Raw genomic sequence first — 19,768 nt, 5'->3', positions numbered from 1 at the left:
TGCCGCCCGGTGCGGCGCGTCGCCCCTCCCCTACTGCGTTCTAGCGATACTCTGTCATGACTCCGCTTCTGGCCGAACTGATCAGTAACGCCCTGCTCGTCAAGCTTGCGGTTTTCGCGGGCGTGGCGGCGGCCATGTGGGTTGCGCTAGAAACGCTGGGCAGCCGGGGCTCCGACCGCGCTAGCGAGCGGCTGGAAGAACTCCGCGACCCCACCGCCCGCCGCGAACGCGGCGGCAAGTCGGACGCGATGTCGAAGCTCATCGAGCAGGCAACTCCTAAGCTGGCGGCCCCGCTTCAGCCTAAAACCAAAGAAGAGGCCGGCAAGCTCAAGCAACGTCTCCAGCATGCTGGTCTCCGCAGCGAGTCGGCGGTGAGCATCTTCCTGGGTGCCAAGCTGCTGTGCCTGGGCTTCGGCTTTATCGCGGGTGGCGGCGGAGCCTATTGGAGCAAAGGGCTCACCCAAGACGCGGCGATCATGACGGTCGCCATCGCGGGTGTGATGTTTTTCTTGCCAGACGTGGTGGTCTGGTTCATGCAGAAGTCCCGCAAAGACAATATTTTCTACGGCCTGCCCGACGCTCTGGACCTGATGGTCGTGTGCGTCGAAGCCGGCCTGGGCCTCGACCAAGCGATGCGCAAAGTTAGCGAAGAGATGAAGAACACCTACGGCGTCATCGCCGAGGAGTTTGCTCTGTGCAACCTGCAGCTCCAAATGGGATCGGCCCGCGGAACCGTGCTCCAGGAACTCGGCAACCGCACCGGCGTGGACGACCTCCGCGCGCTCGCGGCAATTTTGATCCAAGCGGATAAGTTCGGTTCGAGCGTCGCGCAGGCGCTCCGGGTGCAAAGCGATTCGATGCGTACACGCCGCAGCCAGCTCGCCGAAGAGAAGGCCGCCAAAACCGCGGTGAAACTGATCTTCCCGCTCGTGATCTTCATCTTCCCCGCGATCTTCGTGGTGCTCGTCGGCCCCGCCGCGATCACGATGATCAACGAGATGTTCCCCGCGATGAGCGGCGGCCAATAAAGCCCACGGCACCTGCTAGCTCGCGCCAGCGTGGTGCTGGCACCGCGAAAGCTGGGCAGGCTGGGAAGATCGATCCGCGCAGACCAGATGCAACGCAGATGCGATCGGCCCGCGTCGATATCGGCTAGGAGGGAATTCGTTCATACACGCGCCGGTTCGCCGTCGTGTGAGAGTCTCCAAGGACGGAGCACGGAATGCGACTGCTAGCATCAACACTGATCTTTGCCGGGGCCTGCCTCGTCGCCAGCCCCGCTACGGCGTTCTGGAACGACGGTTCGCGTTGTTGCGACTGCCCTCAGCAGCCTCACGCCACACCGTGCGAGTCGTGCTACGACTACCTCGAGACCGGCCGCAAAGAGAACAATCTCTGGCCGCAGCAGTATCTGAACACCGATCGCGTCAACGCGATGGCACCGTTCGATATCATGGTCCGCAACGGCTGGCGGAAGCAGAACCTGCTCGGCAGCCACCACTTCAATGAAGATGCCACGGAGCTGACCCAGGCAGGACGGCTCCGGGTGCAGTGGATCCTGACGCAACCGCCGGCACCCTATCGCCAAGTGTTTGTCGAGCGCGCAATAGGCGACGGTGTGACCGAGGCGCGGATCGCCGCCACCGAGCAATTTGCACAACAGGTGCTCCGTGGAGAGCCTGCGACGATCGTCGATACCCACATCCAGTCGGACGGACGCCCGGCGGTAGTGATCGACTACGTCAACACGCAGTACCGCGAGAACATGATGACGCCCGTGCTGCCGCAAAACACTGGCGCACCCGCTACCGAGTGAACGCTGTGAGAGAAGTGAGACACACGATTATCAGCTGAGATTCAAGCGGAATGAAGGTTCCCGGGGGGGAACGGGCGGCGGCGCTGCCTAAGTAACTGTCGAGCGACGGTCAGGGACTGACCTATCGCATTCAGGGGAGGGAACCGTGCGGATCATTCTTACGATCGGCTTGCTCGCGTCGCTGACCGGCCCGGTCACAGCGGCTCCAGCGTCGCTGCTGCAATCGTCGAGCGATAATCAAAACGCCGCCGGAACAGCCTCCTCGGCACCGGGTCGGTTCGGATGGCTCACGAAGTGGTTTGGCGGATCAGACACTGCGGCTGTGCCGGGAGCGGTCGTGGCACCGCAACCGAGCTTTGCGTCGCAGGGGTACCCGGGCGGCTTCTCGGCCTCGACGCCGGTGGCAACCACTCAGTTACCTTACGTGCCGCAATCGCCCAGTAGTTCGCTCAGCGCGAACGACCTGCAAGGCATGCTCTCTGCCGCGGAAGCGGCCGAAGGCCGTGGCCAGCTCGATGCGGCTCGACAGATACTCACGCAGTGCGCCGCGGCCCATCCTGGTTCGGCTCAGCCGCATCGTCGGCTTGGCCACCTGGAGGATCGGGCTGGGCGTTTGGCCGATGCCGAACGGCACTATCGCCAGGCGATCGGCTGCGATCCGAGCAGCGGTGCCGCGATGAACGACCTGGGCTTGTGTCTGGCACGCCAGGGACGCTTTGAAGCGTCGGCCGACGCGTTTCGTCAAGCGATCATGTTGCGCCCCGACAAGGCTTTGTACCGCAACAACATCGCCACGGTCCTTGTGCAAATCGGCAAGACCGATGAGGCGCTGGCGAATCTTCAGGCGTCCTACGACCCGGCCATCGCGAGCTACAACCTGGGTCAGCTGTTGGTGAAAGCCGAACGCCCTGCCGAAGCGGCTGAACAGTTCCAGCGAGCCCTGGCGGAAGACGCCACGCTGATTCCGGCTCGGCAGGCCCTTGCAAAGCTGCCGACGTCTTTCGCTCCGCAGTTGGCTGAGTCAGAGCCCAGCTACACCGAGCTGGTGACCCAACAGAGCGAATCCACTTACGCGGGCGTGCCCGAATTCATGCGGCCGCAGTCCGAGTACGAGCCTGCCACGCCGCCGGCATCCTCCGCCCGCGTGGCGAATGCGGTCGCGCCGGCAACGGCCGACTTCCCGCGGCTGCTGCCGCCGGTGATCGAGCGCTAGGCGTCGCGACGTCGCCAAGGCCAGCGCGCTAGTAGGAACGCGACGACCGCCAGACCGCTTGGTTCGGGAATGGTCGTCGAGGATCCGGACGAGCGACCGAAGTTGGCGCGCCAGATCTCATAGTCGTCGGCGTCGACACGGCCGTCGCCGTCGCCATCCGCGGCGAGCAACGATTCTGAGTCGAACGTGTCACGCCACACGGTGTAGTCCGCCAGATCAACAACCTGGTCGTTGTTGTAGTCGCCGGGTAAGCCTGCCACGAGCACGAGCCGCAGATACTCCGACGCTTCGATCGATGTCCCCGGGCTGGTGACACCGAGAAGCTTCTGCAGGCCGCCGCCATCGGGCGAAGCGTAGTGCGCAACCGCCAGGTAGATCTCGTCGGGGATTAGCCCGAACTCATCGCCCAGGTCGATGACGCCTTCAAGCACGCCGCCGTTGGTGCCGGTCGCTGCCTCGGTTGGTCCCGTGGCATTGAACCAAGCCTCGTAGTCGTTGTCGTTTTCGTCGGCCAAAAAGGCGTCCCAGCCGGCGATCTGGCCGCTCTTACCCCAGTTGGCGGGGACCAGCCCGCCGGGCGTATCTGCCAAGTAGATGAAGACGTCGGATCCTTCACCGGCGTCCTCGGTTGCGAGGTACAGTTTGTCCCCCTCCCGACGCCAGTAGAGCGTCACACCCGCCTCGGAGAGCAGCACCTGGGTGCCGGCGTCCAGCACGCCGTCCATCACAAAGCCCGTCGGCCCGGTCCCGCCGGTAACCGCAAAGTGCCAGTCGGCACCCCCGTTGTTATCCCACACGCCGGCCCCGTTGTTGAACACAAGATCAAGCTGCGCGGCATCACTGGCCACAGGGATCGGTGCCGTCCAGCGTGCTTGCCCGGCGTCCCAGCTCAGCGGGATATCGCTGGCAAGCACCGATCCCCAGTCGTTGTAGCCGACATGCGCAAAAATCTGCGACGCCCCCGCCAGCGAGCCGCCGGCCGGATCGAACGCCAGCCCCACACTCTCGCCCGCTACGGGTGTCTCGGGCGTTAGCGTGACGCGATCGGCCCCGACGACGGCACCTTGCCCCACATAGACGTGCTGGATGTCGGTCTGCTGAAGATTGCCGAAGCTGTCGATCGCTTCGACGTAATAGTCCACAAGCGCGTCGGTGACGCCTTGAATCATGCTCCCGTAACGCAGCGCGCGAGCCGTGGGGGTTTCGATGCCACTGGGCGGAGCGATGTCCGACGGGGTCATGTCGATCGAAACCCACGCTCCGACCTCGGGACCCCCGGCGTACGTTTCGTTCTGGCTCGAGTCGAGCGGATTGTGCCCATCGGCGTCGAGACGGTACTTCAAGCGCACGCTCTGCAAGCCACTCACGTCGTAGGCGTAGGTCCAGATCTCGAAGTCGCTGGCCTCAGCGCCAGGGCCGAACTCAACCCCGCCCGGGTTGTAGGCGTCGCGCTGCGGCAGGAAGACGGTGGGGGCCGTTGACTCGCTCGTGAGACCCCCGAGGACCTGATTCGCCTGGGCGATCGCCAGGTTGCTGCCGATCGTCACGTTCGAGTCCCAGGTCTCGGTTCCGTCCCAGTACCAGTGGTCCGAAGCCTGCGCCTGGAGCAGATAGTGCCACGCGCGTTCGACCGACGAGCCGCTGCCCGTCATCACGTTCTGCATGCTGGGAAACACGTCGGGGCCGCCGAGCACCGCGTCGTGGGCCGTGTAAACATGATTCTTCGCGGCGGTCAGCACCGCCCACGAGTTACGGTCGGGGCTCCAGCCCGTGGCGGGATTCGGATCGCCCAGCCACTTCTTGAACTCGGGATCGCCGTTGTCGGCACCTGCCCACGAACCGGGCTCGATATGCACCACGTCGTTCGGATTGGGCGGGAAGCGGTCCAGATAGTCTTGAACCGTCGTGACGTCGTAGTTGGGAGTGCTTGATGCCCAGTTCACCATGTTCTGGAAGTTGCCGTGGTAGTACGCCTCGCTGCCGCCGCCAAAGTTATCGCCGTCGTGGTGCAGCACAACGAACATCGGATGATTCGGATCGGTATTCAGATTCCGATACTGGCTCATGACCGACTCGTACTGGAGTGCGCCGAAGCCCCCGCGACCGTCCTCGTTGCCTTCGTAGCGAGCGGCAGGAACCGCTACCAACTTCTCGACTTCGCCCGTGGCGGGGTCGATGTGCTGCGCATAGTGCGGGCGGTACGCAAAGGGTGCCGCGACACGGCTGGGGGCCCACAGATTATTAAGCTGAACCCATTGATCAGCGGGCAACGCGGGATTGATCTGGTCCGCTCGATTGGGAGCCGCCAAGTTCGAGGCGTTGGTGTGCGGGTAGTTTTCAACGGCACGCTCCAGATGGATGCTGTCGAACAGCGTCCACTCGATCCCCTCGGCTTTCAACGCCGGGATCATCCGCGTGCTGAACGCGGTCTCTGCCGGAAAGAAACCCTGCGAGTAGGGAACCCCCGGTCCAAATGTCTGAGCGAACACCTGCTTGTGCAGCTTGATCTGCATCCGCATATCGCGCTCGTCGAGCAGCGGCATGAGAGGATGATGGTAACCAAAGCCCACGACGTCGAGCCGAGGATTACCCAGCGACGTGTCGTTCAGCAACCCTTGGCGGTAGGACGACTGCCAGTTGTTCCACCCCAGCGTATTGAGGTTCTCGATCAGCGACCCCGAAAACGACACCTGGGCACCCAAGTGAGGCAGGCTCTGACCGATCTGGATCGCATCGTTCGGCCAACTGGTGTACGGCCCGGAACGCGTGTTGTGAACCTCTTGTAAGCTGAATGAAAACCGACCCGAGGCGTCGGTCTGAAGCACGTTCTGGCCGGGCGTATAGATCGGTTGGTGCATGTGCCACAGGAAACCGACGTTGATCGGCTGCTGGGCACCAGCAAGCGCAACGCTCGCCAAACCGGCCAGCGTCAGCAGGGAAACATTCTTCGTGGGCAAACGCATCAGTTCGTGAAGAGGTCAGAGATCGTCGATAAGTCGCTGAGCCGTCGATTCGCTGAGCGAGCGTGAGCGTGAGAAAACAGCAAGAGAGATGAGGGGAGCGAGCAGACAATATAAGCGGGGCCGCTCGGCAACACCACGCAAGCGTCACTCAGCAGATAAGCGTCCCGGGTACGGGGCAGCGGACACGCGAATAACGTGCTACTAACAAGAGGCGCGCGAGGCGGGATATTCGTAAGAAAAAACGGCCAAATAAGCCGCCCCGGGCCGCGCCGCCTAAGACCGCTGCACTTTGAAAGCCGCCGTATAGACCGCCCCCGCTTAAGCAACTGGTGCAACCGGGGCAGAATCCTCGGCAGCAGCCAGTGCTTGGCTCCGTCGCCAGAGCCAGCGTTCGAGCAATTCCGCCGGCACCAGGCACGCCAGCGAAACGCCCACCAGCACCGCCGGAGCGGTGGGATCTAGCACGGGCGGGATGTTCTTCGCCCCCGCCATCAGAATCTGGGCCCCCAGCGGCAGGATTACCCCACCGAAGCACCCGAGCACATAGCGGAGCGTGGTCCACCGGGAGAGCGGTCCGATCAAAGCTCGGGCCGCTGCCTGTCGCGGCGTTGCGTCCCCTCCCAGCGAGGAAAAGAGCACCGTCTCAGCGGCAAGTTTGAGCCCCATCGTCGCGACGAGCAGGAGCACCAGCACGCTGCCAACCCCGCCCGCTTTTTCCCCCAGGGTGGCACGCCAGAAGGTATAGGCCGTCAGCCCGATCCCCAGGCCAAGCGCCACCGGTGTCGCCCAGCGGCGCACCGCGATATCGAGCCCCGTGATCGGAGCCTGCTGATTGTCGGTCGTTTGGGCGGCGGGGGGGGGATTCATAAGTTTCGAACCGTGGAGCGGCGGCGGGGCTTCACCCGGTGGTCCGCATGCCGGCCGCCACCGCCTTGATCGTCAGCTGCGAAAGATGCTGTAGCTCGTCAGGAGGGATTTGCCCCTCGGGCAACTCACGCAGCCGCCGCGTGGTTTCGATCTGCACAAGGTTGAGCGGATCGACGTAGCGATTGCGCACCTTGATCGAATCCTTCAGCCACGGCGTGGTGTCCATCAGCTCCGCCGATTCGGTTACTGCCAGCACCGCCGCGCAGGAGCGCTCGTACTCTTCGTCGAGCAGCCGGACGATCTCCAGCATGCCCGGCTCGTCTCCGGCAAGCGCCGCGTAGCGATCAAACACCGGCTGATTGGATTTGGCGAGCGCCATCGCCGCGTTGTCGATCGTCGCGCGAAAGAACGGCCAGTCGCGGTACATGGTGCGTAGCTCTTGTGGGCCGCCCTGCTCGGCCAGCCGGCGCTCGAGCCCCGCGCCCAATCCGTACCACCCGGGCAGCAGACAGCGGCTTTGCGTCCAGGAAAAAACCCAGGGGATAGCGCGGAGGTCTTCAATACGGTCGCCCTTCTTACGCTTGGAAGGGCGCGAACCGATCGGCAAGGCCTCGATCTGTGCGATCGGTGTCGCGAGGCGAAAGAATCGTGTGAACTGAGGGTGATCCACCAAGCAGCGATAGGCCGCCAACGAGGCGTCGGCCATCGCCTCCATATGCTCACGCCACTCGTCGGCTGGTTCGGGCATCGGCCGGGTCGAAGCCCGCAGCACCGCCCACAAAACCTGCTCCAAGTGGCGGTGCGCGATCGCCTCGTCGTCGTAGCGCTCGGCTAGGACTTCGCCCTGCTCGGTCAAGCGGAGCGAGCCATCAAAGGTTTCAGCCGGCAGCGAGAGAATACTCCGGGCCGCAGGGCCTCCCCCCCGACCAAGCGATCCGCCGCGACCATGGAAGAACGTCAGCCGGACGCCTGCCTTGGCAGCGAGTTCGTGCAACTCGATCTGCACACTCTGCAACGCCCATGCCGCGGCCAGATAGCCGCCGTCTTTGGTGCTGTCCGAATAGCCGATCATGACAATCTGGCGATCCGCACAAGCCGCCACGTGGTCGCGATAGGGCTTTGCCGCCAGCGCGTCGCCCAGGATCTGCGTCGCTTCGCGCAGGTCAGAGATGGTCTCGAAGAGCGGCACCACGGGCAGGTGTAACTCGTCGTCTTCGGGTCGTCCGCCATCGACACGCTTGCTCCAGGTCCACAGCCACAGCACCGTAAGCAGATCGCTCGGGTAGCGGGTCATGCTGATAACGTGGCCGCCCAAGCAGTCGCCTCCGAAGCGGCGGGCGGAACGGCGCAGCACGCGGAAGAGCTGGAGCGTGCGCTGCGCCGTTTCCGATAGGTCGATCGGCGCAATGTTCGCCGCGATCGGCAGCGTTTCGAGCAAGAGCTGCTGACGACGCGACTCGTCGAGAGGTTCGTCGGCTTTGAGGAGTCCGATCGCCGCCCAAAGCTCTTCCATCACCCCCCGGTAGACATCAGCGTGCTGACGGATGTCGAGCCGCGCTGTGTGCAACCCGAACGTCGCGATCTGGTCGAGCCAGCTCTGCACCTCGGCCCCCACATCGGATCCCCCCGGCTCGGTAGGGGTCAACGCTTTGCGGAGCAACCGGACGTCGACCGCAAGGTCTTCGGCCGAACGATAGCCCGCTTCGTCCGGCAGATCGCCGCGGGCCGCGGCGGCAGTTGCCTCGAGTCGGCATCCGATGACACGCAGCCAGCGACGGGGCGATTCGAGCGGGGGGATCGCGTCAACCTTCTCAATCAGCGTGGGATCGGCGGCGCAGGCCGTTGCGATCGGCTCGAAGAGGATCGAACAGGCGGGGGCCTGACGGACCGAAACGCTGAGCGATTCCATCAACCGCTCGCAGACAACCTGGTGCCGCTCGATTGCCGCCTCGCGGAGCCAAACCAAGGTCTGCTCGGTGATCGCGGGAGTGACGTACGGATGGCCGTCGCGATCGCCTCCCATCCAGGAACCGAACCGGAGCATCGTCGGCGGATCGATCGGCGTCTCGGGAAACGCATCGGCAAGCGCTTCGCGAAGCTCACCCATCACGCGGGGCACGGTCCTCCAGAGCACGGACTTAAACGACAGCCCCCGCTGCACCTCTTCCAGCACCGTCGGTCGGCTCGGGCGGATCACGTCGGTCTGCCAGAGCTTGGTAATCTCGCAACGCATCTGTCGGCTGAGGGTCGCGGACTCGCGAGGGGTTAGGTCAGCGCGATCTAGCTCGCTCAGCAACCGACGCAGCTCGCGCAGCTTGGCACGCAGGCTTTTGCGTTTGGCTTCGGTCGGATGGGCGGTGAACACAAGTTCCACATTCACTCGCTCCAGGGCGGCTGCGATCTTCTCGGCAGACCAGCCCTCTTCGCGGAGCGAAGCAATCGCGTCGAGAACCGACTCGCGCCGGGGCCGCGGATGCTGCTGCCGCTCTCGATCGCGCAGCGCGCGAACACGCTGACGATCTTCGGCCAAGTTCGCCAGTTCGAGGAACGCTCCGAACGAACGGGTCACCAACCTCAGCCGATCAGCCGAGAGGTTTCTCAGCAGCGCATCGATCTCATCGGCGGCCCCCCCCTCCCCCTCGCAGAAGCGCTTGGCGAGCGAGCGGATCCGCTCGACGAGCTGAAACACCTCTTCGCCAGCATGCTGGCGAACGGTGTCGCCGAACGAACGGCCGAGCTCATCGATCTCGCGACGCAGACGCTGATCGGACGCCATCAGATACGCAGGGGACTGTAGGGAGGGTGGTTAGAACCATCGAAGCAGAACTCTATTGCAACCGAATCACGCTCGGCACGGAAGGCGACACCCGCGGCAGAAGGCCGCCATAGGAAATGACGATGCCGGCCGAGGGCACCGAGCCGGCCGAGAGCGCCACACCGGCCGAGGGCAGCGGGCCGGTCGAGGGCAGCGGGCCGGTCGAGGGCACCGTAGGCAGGGGGTTTCGAGCCTTCTCACAAAGGCTCGACCCCTCAGCAAGCAAGAAAGCCCTCAGCAAGCAAGCCCTCAGCAAGCAAGAAAGCGGAGACGACAGGATTCGAACCTGCGGTAGGTTACCCTACGCCGATTTAGCAAACCGGTGCTTTCGACCACTCAGCCACGTCTCCGTTTTTTGCCGCTGACTCCCCGTGGGGCATCAGCAGATTGCACAATGTACTTTTGTCGGCCCCCCGCCCGCAAGGCTTGAGGTCGATCCGTCGGTCCGCCGGGCAGAATCGCACGCCGACGGTCGATCGAGCCCCGGGTAAGTGAGTTTCGCTCAGAAAATACCGAGCGAAGATAAACTGTACCGCACCACAAGGCCGGCCACGACCACGCTGACCATGCTCATCAGTTTGATCAAAATGTTCAAACTCGGGCCGCTGGTGTCTTTGAACGGGTCACCAACTGTGTCGCCGACAACGGCCGCTTTGTGAGCGGTGGTCCCCTTGCCGCCGTGGGCACCCGCCTCGATGTACTTCTTGGCGTTGTCCCACGATCCGCCGGAGTTAGCCATGAAGACCGCGAGGCAGAAGCCACAGGTCAAGGTGCCCATTAACAGGCCCAGCACCCCCGCAACGCCCAGCGCAAGACCGACCACCACCGGCAGCACCAGCCCGAGCAACGAGGGGCCGATCATCTCCGCCTGGGCGGCGATCGTGCTGATCTCGACCGGACGGGCGTAGTCGGGCTGATCCTTGCCCTCCATGATGCCGGGTTTCTCGAGGAACTGCCGACGGACCTCCTCCACCATGCCCTGGGCGGCGCGGCCGACCGCCTTCATGGTCATCGCGCAGAAGACGAAGGTCGCCATCGCGCCGAGGAACAACCCGATGAGCACCTTCGGGTTCATCAGCGTGGCATCGAAGTAAATATTGAAATCCGGCAGGGTCATCCCCGCAACGGTTTTCAGCGGCGTGCTGTCGGGGGTCCAGATGGCCCCCTGTGGGCCGAACCCAACCAGCGAAGCCCCCCAGGCGTCTTCGCCCTCGGTTGGCAACCGAGTGCCCGCGTCCAGATCGCGCCACTTGCTGACGAGTTCGCCACCGACCAGCTGCGAGGGCATCACCAGATAGCGATCAACGATTGGAGCTGCCCCCTCCGCCGCCTCGTTCGGATTGATCTGTACGAGGAACTGATTGGACAGCTTGTACCAGCCGTACACGCTCGAATCGGGCCCCGCCTCGGCGGCAACCGTGGTGCTCGCAAAGTCTTCCGCCCAGCGGTCGAAGCCCACGCGAACGCCCTCGATGTAGGCCGCCAGCAGCGCGAGAGCCGTCAACGCCGCTGAGCCAATGGCAAAACCCTTGCCCGTGGCGGCGGTTGTGTTGCCCAGGCTATCGAGAGCGTCGGTCCGTTGGCGCACGATCGCCGGCAGCGACGACATCTCGGCATTGCCGCCCGCGTTGTCGGCGATCGGTCCGTAGGCGTCCGTCGCGAGGGTGATGCCCAGCGTGCTGAGCATGCCAACCGCCGCGATACCCACGCCATACAACCCCAGCGAGAACAGATTGGCGTCGGTAAACTGACCGCCCGTTGCGGCACCGAACGCCAGAATCGTTGCCGCACTGACGGTTAGCACGGGAGCCCACACGCTGAGCATGCCGTCTGCGACACCGCCGATGATGATCGTGGCCGGGCCGGTCACGGCCTGATCGGCCAACTTGCGGGTGGGGGCGAACTCGTCGCTCGTGACGTACTCGGTCCATTTACCGATCAGCAGGCCCGCAACGGCCCCGACGATCACGCTGAAGGCGACGCCAGGCACGCCCAACCAGCGCGTCGATTCGGCCGACGGCATCAGCAGCCAAGTCGCGGCGACCGCGGCCAGGATCACGAGCAGTGTCGAGAAATTGATCCCCCGAGCGAGAGCGGCGAGCAGATTCTTTTGGCTCGCGTTGTCGTCGGTCTTGACCAGATAAACGCCAAAAATGGAGAGCACGATCCCCAGTCCGGCGATCACTAGCGGCAGCATAATTGCGCTGAGCTGGGCGGACTCTTGTGTGACACCCGCGGGCAGCAGGGCGGGATTGGCAAAGGCCGCGGCACCCAGCGCGGCGGCCGCCAGAATCGAGCCCGCGTAGGACTCGTACAGGTCGGCCCCCATGCCGGCCACATCGCCCACATTGTCGCCCACGTTGTCGGCGATCGTGGCTGGGTTGCGGGGGTCGTCTTCGGGGATGCCCTGCTCGACCTTGCCCACGAGGTCGGCACCAACGTCGGCGGCTTTGGTAAAGATGCCGCCGCCGACACGCGCAAAGAGCGCTTGCGCGCTCGCCCCCATGCCGAAGCACACCATCGTCACGCTGATCTCAACCGGCGAGAGCGGCGTAGCGCCCGAAAGCGGCCAGATCCAGTGCAAAAACGCGAACCACAGCGTGATATCCATGAGCCCCAGACCGACCACCGTGAGGCCCATGACGGCCCCCGAACGGAAAGCGACCTGTAACCCCTGGTTGAGCGACTTCTGTGCGGCCGCGGCGGTCCGGCTGCTGGCAGCCGTGGCGGTCTTCATCCCAAACCAGCCCGCTAAGCCACTGAAGAGGCCTCCCGACAGAAACGCGAAGGGAACAAATTCGCTCTGAACCTTCAGCCCGAAAGCGGCGTAAGCCAGCAGCGCGGCAACCACCAGAAAGAACGCGGCCACAACCCGGAACTGCTGCTGCAGATACGCATTAGCGCCGCTGGTGACAAAACCGGCGATCTCTTGCATGCGCTCCGTCCCCGGATCGGACTGGATCATCGCATCGTAAAAGCGCTTGGCCTGCACTAGCGCCGCGAAGGCCCCGCCAAAAGCGATCAGCCAGCAGACAAGTGTCACCGTATCGGTCGCCGCCGCCGCTGGCGGTGCCGCGGCTTCTGCTCCAACCTCTTGGGCCCAGGCGGCAGACCCCAACCCACCGAGTGCCACTAGGGCGAGCGAAGCCGCCACCAACCACCAAGAAAAGCAAAGCCACTGCGGGCGACGAGAACAGCGCGAAGTCAACGAGTATCTCCTGGCGAGAGAGAGAGAGTCAGTACAGCGGACCGAGCTTCGTCGGCTGCTGCGCGACTCGTGGGAACGCCACTAGCGTGGCTCCCGACGATGTAGCAAGTGGCGGAGTCTAAACCCCCCCTTCGGCGCGGGTCAACACACCCGTGCGCACAAGGCTCACGCTCTGTGACCTTTGGCGTGAGCGGCAGCCAGCCTTTTGGCCAAGACATCGGCCACCAGCGGCTGATTGGCGTTGCGATCGATGGCCCCTTCCGCGTCGAGCAAGGCGTCGAGAGCCGCTAACGCCGCCGGGGTATCCCCCTGCCGCAGCCGGCCGTGCCAGTGCTCCAGAGTGATCCGCAAGGCCTCGCGAAGCCGTCCCCGCCGGGCTGAGGGCTCCGTGCCGGCCGACTTGCTGGCTTCGTCCAAGGCAGACGTGTAACGGCTTGCCGTGAAGCGGTCGCTCTCCAGGCACGCCACCACCGGGGCCAGATAACCGTCCGATCCGGCCGCGGCCGCGGCGAGCGCCATCCCCACACTCCCTCGCGAAAGCTCGGCGACCGTGGCGACATCGGCGATCGGTTCGCCCGCTTCGTCGGACGATAGCGTTTCGAGCACCTGTTGCACCCCTGCGCTCGATAACGGGCGAAACCTAACCACCTGGGCACGCGACCGGATTGTCGGCAGCTGCCGAGAGAGGCTCGTCCCCACCAGGATCAGCAACGATCGCGGCGGCGGCTCCTCGAGCGTCTTGAGCAGCGCGTTGGCGCTTTCGACGCTGAGCGCGTCGACGTCGTCGATAATCGCGACGCGTCGGGACGCTACGCTGGGCCGCAAAGCGATGTCATGGCAGAGCCCTTCGCGGTGGCGCCGATCGGGCGGGCCGATGAACAGCTCAAGCGGAAGGGTCGACTTGCCGGCGGGCTTGGCGATCTCGATCAGGTCGGGGTGCCCTGCCGCGTCGATCAATCGACAAGAATCGCACGCCCCGCAAGCCGCCAACGGGTCGCTCGGGCCTGAATCGTCCAACGAGCGTGATTGGCACAGCAACGAGCGAGCCAGCGCAAGCGCAAACGAACGCTTACCGATTCCCTCGGGACCGACGAACAGATAGGTGCTCGCGAGGCGGTCGGCACGCAGCGTCTGACGAAACCGCTCGGCGGGCTCGTCGTGGCCTACGATCGCCTCGATCGCCGGATAAGCACCTTGTTCGGGCCGGGCTGATGACATCAACACAATCCTTTGCGATTCGGGGGCCCTAGGTCGCCCCGGCGCGGGAAGCCAACACTCCGGCAAGCCGGGTCCGCAACTCGCGGAGTTTAACCGGCATGACCACAATTGCCCGATGCTCGGAGTCGGCCTTGGCGGCAGATAGCCACTCGCCCTGCGCCTCCTCAAGGAGCAACACGGCCGGCACATCGCGCGTGCTGAGGGCTTCGCCAAACTGGTTGAAAGCGTGGAGCGCTGCCGAACCGATTGTCGCGGCACAGAAGAGCACCACCTCGGCGGTTTTCGGATCCGTGGCAAAACGATCCATCGCGCGCTCGGGATCGGTCGAGACGAGCACCCGATAGCCGTTGCGTTTGAACAGCTCGCGGAGCACGTCCTGCCGCTTGGTGTCGGACTCGATGATCATCATCCGGCGGGGATTCCCGTCGGGACCGATCCCTTCCTGGCTGGCAAGTTCACGGCGCTGATCTCCCGTTCCACCGGCTTCCGCGCGGCGGACCGCTAGCTTCAGGTCGGTGAGCATGTCGCCCGGGGTCTGATAACGCCGCTCGGGATCGAGCTCGAGCGATTTGCCCAGCACCATGGCGATCGCCATCGGCGTTTTGGGGGCTAGCTCTAGGATCGGCTTAAATTGGGTGAAGGTGTCGCGGCTGAATCGCTGAGCACGATCGCGGCCCTCGGGCAGCGTCGCTACGCCGGACAGCAATTGGTGCAAGATGCAGCCGGCAAAGAAGACGTCGCTACGGGTATCGTCTTTACGAACGCCGGTGGCTTTTTCGAGGGCCGCGTATTCGACCGTGCGATCGACACCGGCCGCGTCTCCGCCGACGCCATCTAAAGCCGCCAGTCCGAAATCGACCAGCTTTGCCACGCCATCGCTCGATACCAGAACGTTGGACATCTTCAGGTCGCGATGCGTAACGCCCTGCTGGAACGCGTACTGCAGGCCGGCCAAGATACCGCAGAGCGTGTGGGCCGCTTCACGCCACGAGAAACGTCCCTTCACCCGGTAAGTTTCGCGAAGGTTGCGGCCCTCGACAAAGTCCATCACCAAATAGTTGAGCCCAGGCGACGTCACGACCGCGTGCACGGGAACAATGTTCTCTTGCACGAGCTTCTTGCCCAGCTCCCCCTCGCGACGAAAGAAGTCGGCGCGCTTGGGGTCTTGGTTGAAGCGATTGCGAAGCACCTTGACGGCGTGGATCTCCCCCGTCTTGCAGTTGATCGCGCGAAACACACGGGCGAAGGTCCCCGACCCGACGAGGTACAGCACCTTGTAGTCGCCGTAGAAATAGCCGTCGCGCAACCCGCGCTGGAGCCGCTCGATCTGGTAGTTGGTCAGCAGACCTTTACGGACGAGCGCCTGCGAAAAGTCTTCCATCGAGCCACCGGTGTTGGCGACTTCATCCCACGCCGCGCGAAGCTCGCGTTCGTTGAGCACCCCCATATCGAGGGCGCTCTGCGCGAGCTCATCGGCGGTAGAGGGACCCGACATCGCGAACAGGCAAGGGCAACCAGGAAAGGAAGCGGTAAGCCAGTCGGCGTGCCCGATCGCGGGCTAACGAGTGGCGAGCCGAAAAAAGTGGCTACCGATCAGGCGTCGTCGCCTTCGGCCGAATCGCTGCACTCATTGAGCTTTTGCTGGAAGGCGTCGCGTTCACGCCGCGTCGCTTCGAGATCGAACATCAGGTACTTCATGTCGAGCCGGAGCTGGCCGAGCGCATCTTGTACGAGCGACAGGATCCGCCGACGGCGTCCGGTGCTCTCCACCACCCGTTCCAGCAGCGGGATCAGGTTGGCGGCATGTTCGGGCGGCAACGCACCAATCGCTTCGGACAGACGCGCCAGATCCGAAGGAACCTCAGCAGCGAACGGCGTGGCCGACGACGAAACAGACGACGAGAGGGGGTTGGTTTCGGGCATCCGGGCGATCTCCGAGAAAGAGGAGCAGGGCGACGGATCCCCCTATGCATCGGACATGCCAGCAGTCCGAGCCAAGCTCCTCGTCGTCTTACGCAACCGATTCTAAGGTAAGCACTTGCGTCGTTTCAAGCGGATGGCACGCAAACTTCGACAATGCCTGGCGTGATGCGATTCCGCCTCAAGCTGCTGTGGTCATGTTTCGAGAAATCGGCTAACCGCGTGACGAGTGCGCTACTCGGTGTGTTCCGAGAGCCGCCCCAGCATGTGGATTCCCCCCCAAAACGTCTCCAACACCGGCCCAATCGACCGCATGGCACCCCCGGTCAGCTTCTGCCGTGCTGCACTAGCCGTTGCAATCGTTACGGTCAGTCTGAGCTGCCAGTTCGCCAAACTGGCCGACGCCGATACGTGGATCGATCGCAACACCGAAACCGAGAACGCTTGGCGGCAGGGCGACCAACAGCCTCATCTGCGGGTCGTCAGCCAGCAGCGGCGTCACGGCGTGGGTGACACGGCCCCCGATGTGGAGCGGATCGAGTACGTTTGCCCGCCCGGAGCATCTGCCTGGTTCTGGCGCCCGGTCCCCCCCGCGGCGGTCATCGAAGAGTTGCAGATCGCCGTCGAAATCCACTTGGCCGAAGCGCCCGTTCAGCTGGCGGTCGAGATCGAGCTGCCGCGCGCGATCGATCCCGATACCGGCCGACCGCGCCGGTTGGTGGTACGCCCTCTAGAATCTCAGGCTTGGCGGCAGTCTTATCCCGCCCACGCGCTAGAGCTTAAGCAAGCAGATCTGCCGCGGGGCTTGCAGCGTGCGCTCCGTATGCAAGCCCTGTCCACCGCACAACGCGAGATGCTGGACGGCAGGGGAGCCTATGTGGTGGCAGTAGGATTGGCGGCAGCCGGTGCCCCGGTGCCTCGGGCGTTTGAGATCCGCGAGGTACGGCTTGAAGGACGCATCGCCCCGCAGCAGTATCTGACTGACCAAGACGCCGCAGTGCCTGCCCAAGCCTCCATCGCGGACGCTCCCCCCACGAAGCCGCTAGGCGGACGCCTGATCGGCACTCGCGTTGAGCTGACGGCCCAAGCCTTTCGGGTTGACGACCGCGACTATTTCGCGCGAATCCGCCGCTGGCGCAACGAGAGCCCCGAACGCTTGATCGCGTTGGGCTTCAACACAGTGTGGCTCGAAAAGGCTCCGACAGCGGATCGCCTCGCCGAATTCGGTAGCCGCGGGCTGCGCGTCATCTGCCCGACTCCCGCCGATCCCGCGGGACTGGGGGACACCGCGTCGGCGGTGCTCGCCTGGATCCTGCCCGGAGAGGTCGCCGCCGCCGAGCTTGACTCGCGGTTGGTTGAAACCCAGCGCCTGCGTTCGCTTCCCGAACCGCTACAGCGGCCGATCCTAGCGCATCCCGTGGGCGACTACGCCGCGTGGAGCCGTGTGGCAGACGGGCTGCTGATCGAGGGGCAGGGGAGCCGTGTGCCCGGCCCCCCCTGGTTCGCCGAACGACTCCGAAAAATCCAAGCCGAAACGGCACCGGGGACCCCGTTGCTGGCGGTCGTAGCGCTGGATGTGGATCTTGCCGTCCAGCGACAGCTCGACGCATTGCTGGGTGACGGCGTTGCGCCGGCGTGGCTGCCACCGTCGGACATCGACGCGGATATCGACGGAGCCCTATCGGTCGGCGTGTGCGGGATCGCGTTCAGCAGCACCGAAGGGCTCGACAGCCCCGAAGCCGCCGCCTCTTTGGCAACGGAAAGCCTGGCTTCAGCCAATGAGCGGCTCAGGCTGATCGAACCCTGGTTGCTCGGCAGGCGCGACGGCGGTTTTGATCCGGCACGCACGGTCTACCAACGCGACGGGGCCGAACTCCGGCTGCGACAGCCTACGCACAACCGTGCACCGGCTTTGGATGATTCCTCGCCTACAGACAGGACCTCGGGCTACCGCCTCAGTCCCGCGGGGATCCGCCCGGTTACTTCCGCAGCGATTCCCGCAGCTTCGGCGACCGACGACCTGCTCTTCACGGGGGATCCACGTGTCGTGCAATCGCTGGCCCGCTATTTGACCCCCCGTGCCCCGGCAGCGTCGGAGCGTTTGCTGCGCCAAGCGCGACTCGCTCAAGAAAACACCGACAGCCTCGACACGGCCCAGCGCCTCGCCCTGCGCCGCCAGCTCGAAGCCGCCGATCTCGCCCGCGCGCGGGGTGATCACTTCGTTTGCTACGAAACCGCGACCGACGTCTTGCGGAGGGTTCAGCAGGCGGGCGACGAGCGACGCCGGCTAACCTTCGCCAAGCCCTACGACGCGCGGCAAAGCTGCCCGCTAGCGCTTCTGCCGACAACGCTCAACGAACACTTTCGCCTGATGCAGTTGCTCGCGGCTGCACCCCGGGGGCTGAATCGGCTGCACGGTGGCAGCTTCGAGGACATCGACGAGCTGCGCCGCTTCGGCTGGCGCAACGAGAACGCCAACAACAACGCGGAAGAGGCCCCGGCGGTTGAGATCGCCGCCTCGTCGCCGATTCACGGCGCGCACCGGCTGCGACTCGTCGGGCAAGACAGCTACCAAGGCCGCTCCGCACGCATCGTTTCGCCACCGATTCCGATTGCTGCGGGCGAACTGCTCGAGATCACCGGCTGGGTGCAGGTCGAACGCGAGCAATCTCGTTCCGCCGCGGGGCTGCTGCTCACCGATTCGCTGGGCGGCCCCGAGCTTTCGCTCCTCATCGGTCCCACGGCCAACTACGAACCCTTTCGATTGATCCGCGGCGCAACGGACTCGACCGAACTCACGATCGAGTTCGAGGTCATCGGCGTGGCACGGGTCGATATTGATGGCGTGATGGTCCGGCCCGTGACCCTGCCCACGGGCCTCGCCGCTTCTCCGGGTGAGCGCCGGCGATAAAGCAAGAATCGCCGCGCGACTTCGCTCCGAACTTGGCTCAGCTGAAGAAATCAACCGCGTTCTGAAACAGCCGCAAACCGGCGGCCGGCTCGGCGATGGCTTCGCGAGTCCACCGTGGGTGCTGCGTCCGATCGACAAAGCGTTCGGGATGGGGCATCAGGCCGAAGACGCGGCCTGTCGTATCACACAGCCCCGCCGCGTTCGCCGCCGAGCCATTCGGATTGGTAGGGAACGAAAGCGGAGTATCGGTCACCGGGGCATCGGTCGGAGCGTAGCGCATCGCAATTCGCCCTCCGTCAACCAGCGTCGCCAGTGCCGCCGAATCGCGGACCGCGATCTTGCCCTCGGCGTGAGCAATCGGCAACTCAATGCGATCGATGCCGCGCAGAAAGACGCAGCGCTGGTTGTCCGCGGCCAGCTGCGTCCACCGCGCTTCGAAGCGTCCGTGATCGTTCCAGGTGAGCGTCGCGAGCGGTCCCCCGTCATCTTCGGACCCAAGCAGGCCGGTTTTGAGCAGCACCTGAAAGCCGTTACAGATCCCCAGCATGAGCTTGCCGGCATCGCGGAAGGCGCGCAGCGCGTCGGGCAGCCTCGCTAGGCAAAGATTGGCAAGAACACGCCCCGCGGCGATGTCATCGCCGTAGCTAAATCCGCCGGGCACGCACAGCACCTGGTAGCCGTCGAGCAACGCGGGCTGCTCGATTACCTGGTTGACATGCACCCGCTGCACCTCGGCACCGGCGAGGTGAAAGGCATGCTCGGTTTCTTCGTCGCAGTTGGCTCCCGGAGAGCGGAGCACAAGAACACGCGGTGTCGGCATCTTAGGCAGGCGGGTAA

At 64.5% G+C, this 19,768-nt stretch carries 12 protein-coding genes and 1 tRNA gene; 4 read left to right on the top strand and 9 right to left on the bottom strand.

Annotated elements, in window-relative coordinates:
• Positions 1–56: 56 nt before the first annotated feature.
• The 3 genes from Pla111_RS01665 (at position 57) to Pla111_RS01655 (ending at position 3,029) form a co-directional block, all read left to right on the top strand.
• A complete protein-coding gene (locus tag Pla111_RS01665) occupies positions 57–1,028 on the top strand; it encodes a type II secretion system F family protein (protein ID WP_146570738.1) in 972 nt (323 codons plus the stop codon).
• 194 nt (positions 1,029–1,222) lie between these two features.
• Positions 1,223–1,816, top strand: coding sequence for a hypothetical protein (locus Pla111_RS01660; RefSeq protein ID WP_146570736.1), 594 nt, complete (start codon positions 1,223–1,225; stop codon positions 1,814–1,816).
• A 145-nt stretch (positions 1,817–1,961) separates the two neighbouring features.
• Entirely contained in the window at positions 1,962–3,029 is a 1,068-nt protein-coding gene (locus tag Pla111_RS01655; RefSeq protein ID WP_146570734.1) for a tetratricopeptide repeat protein, read from the top strand.
• Here the strand turns inward: Pla111_RS01655 and Pla111_RS01650 are convergent.
• The 8 genes from Pla111_RS01650 to Pla111_RS01615 all read right to left on the bottom strand — a co-directional run bounded on the left by Pla111_RS01650 (position 3,026) and on the right by Pla111_RS01615 (position 16,023).
• Complete coding sequence (locus tag Pla111_RS01650; protein WP_146570732.1) at positions 3,026–5,992, bottom strand: carbohydrate-binding protein; 2,967 nt, start codon at positions 5,990–5,992, stop codon at positions 3,026–3,028. The genes Pla111_RS01655 and Pla111_RS01650 overlap by 4 nt on opposite strands.
• Positions 5,993–6,310: 318 nt before the next feature.
• The gene (locus tag Pla111_RS01645; protein WP_146570730.1) at positions 6,311–6,859 is read right to left on the bottom strand and encodes a hypothetical protein; all 549 of its coding nucleotides are present in this window, start codon (positions 6,857–6,859) and stop codon (positions 6,311–6,313) included.
• Positions 6,860–6,890: 31 nt separating this feature from the next.
• The gene (gene ppc / locus Pla111_RS01640) at positions 6,891–9,635 is read right to left on the bottom strand and encodes a phosphoenolpyruvate carboxylase (RefSeq protein ID WP_146570728.1); all 2,745 of its coding nucleotides are present in this window, start codon (positions 9,633–9,635) and stop codon (positions 6,891–6,893) included.
• Between the two features lie 304 nt (positions 9,636–9,939).
• Positions 9,940–10,024, bottom strand: a tRNA-Ser gene (locus Pla111_RS01635).
• A gap of 152 nt (positions 10,025–10,176) precedes the next feature.
• Positions 10,177–12,882, bottom strand: coding sequence for a sodium-translocating pyrophosphatase (locus Pla111_RS01630; protein ID WP_231930554.1), 2,706 nt, complete (start codon positions 12,880–12,882; stop codon positions 10,177–10,179).
• 165 nt (positions 12,883–13,047) lie between these two features.
• On the bottom strand, positions 13,048–14,100 hold the full coding sequence (locus Pla111_RS01625) for a DNA polymerase III subunit (RefSeq protein WP_197524664.1): 1,053 nt from the start codon (positions 14,098–14,100) through the stop codon (positions 13,048–13,050).
• 28 nt (positions 14,101–14,128) lie between these two features.
• A complete protein-coding gene (locus tag Pla111_RS01620; protein ID WP_146570724.1) occupies positions 14,129–15,595 on the bottom strand; it encodes a serine/threonine-protein kinase in 1,467 nt (488 codons plus the stop codon).
• 98 nt (positions 15,596–15,693) lie between these two features.
• Positions 15,694–16,023 carry a transcriptional regulator gene (locus tag Pla111_RS01615; protein WP_146570722.1) on the bottom strand — a complete coding sequence of 110 codons (330 nt, stop codon included), beginning with the start codon at positions 16,021–16,023 and terminating at the stop codon, positions 15,694–15,696.
• A gap of 262 nt (positions 16,024–16,285) precedes the next feature.
• Between Pla111_RS01615 and Pla111_RS01610 the strand changes: the two genes are divergently transcribed.
• Complete coding sequence (locus Pla111_RS01610; protein ID WP_146570720.1) at positions 16,286–18,931, top strand: hypothetical protein; 2,646 nt, start codon at positions 16,286–16,288, stop codon at positions 18,929–18,931.
• A gap of 37 nt (positions 18,932–18,968) precedes the next feature.
• Here the strand turns inward: Pla111_RS01610 and Pla111_RS01605 are convergent, their stop codons facing one another.
• Positions 18,969–19,730, bottom strand: a complete 762-nt coding sequence (locus Pla111_RS01605) for a phosphoribosylformylglycinamidine synthase subunit PurQ (protein ID WP_231930553.1) — start codon at positions 19,728–19,730, stop codon at positions 18,969–18,971.
• Between the last annotated feature and the right edge of the window lie 38 nt (positions 19,731–19,768).

Source organism: Botrimarina hoheduenensis (assembly GCF_007859815.1).
Classification (GTDB): domain Bacteria; phylum Planctomycetota; class Planctomycetia; order Pirellulales; family Lacipirellulaceae; genus Botrimarina; species Botrimarina hoheduenensis.
Note: the sequence above shows the minus strand (reverse complement) of the source record. Positions and strands in the feature narration are given on the sequence as shown.

Bases quoted from the DNA above. Each gene is read 5' to 3' on its own strand.
- Pla111_RS01665 (WP_146570738.1), top strand. From the start codon at position 57: ATGACTCCGCTTCTGGCCGAACTGATCAGTAACGCCCTGCTCGTCAAG.
- Pla111_RS01660 (WP_146570736.1), top strand. From the start codon at position 1,223: ATGCGACTGCTAGCATCAACACTGATCTTTGCCGGGGCCTGCCTCGTC.
- Pla111_RS01650 (WP_146570732.1), bottom strand. From the start codon at position 5,992: ATGCGTTTGCCCACGAAGAATGTTTCCCTGCTGACGCTGGCCGGTTTG.
- Pla111_RS01645 (WP_146570730.1), bottom strand. From the start codon at position 6,859: ATGAATCCCCCCCCCGCCGCCCAAACGACCGACAATCAGCAGGCTCCG.
- ppc (WP_146570728.1), bottom strand. From the start codon at position 9,635: ATGGCGTCCGATCAGCGTCTGCGTCGCGAGATCGATGAGCTCGGCCGT.
- Pla111_RS01625 (WP_197524664.1), bottom strand. From the start codon at position 14,100: ATGTCATCAGCCCGGCCCGAACAAGGTGCTTATCCGGCGATCGAGGCG.
- Pla111_RS01620 (WP_146570724.1), bottom strand. From the start codon at position 15,595: ATGTCGGGTCCCTCTACCGCCGATGAGCTCGCGCAGAGCGCCCTCGAT.
- Pla111_RS01615 (WP_146570722.1), bottom strand. From the start codon at position 16,023: ATGCCCGAAACCAACCCCCTCTCGTCGTCTGTTTCGTCGTCGGCCACG.
- Pla111_RS01610 (WP_146570720.1), top strand. From the start codon at position 16,286: ATGTGGATTCCCCCCCAAAACGTCTCCAACACCGGCCCAATCGACCGC.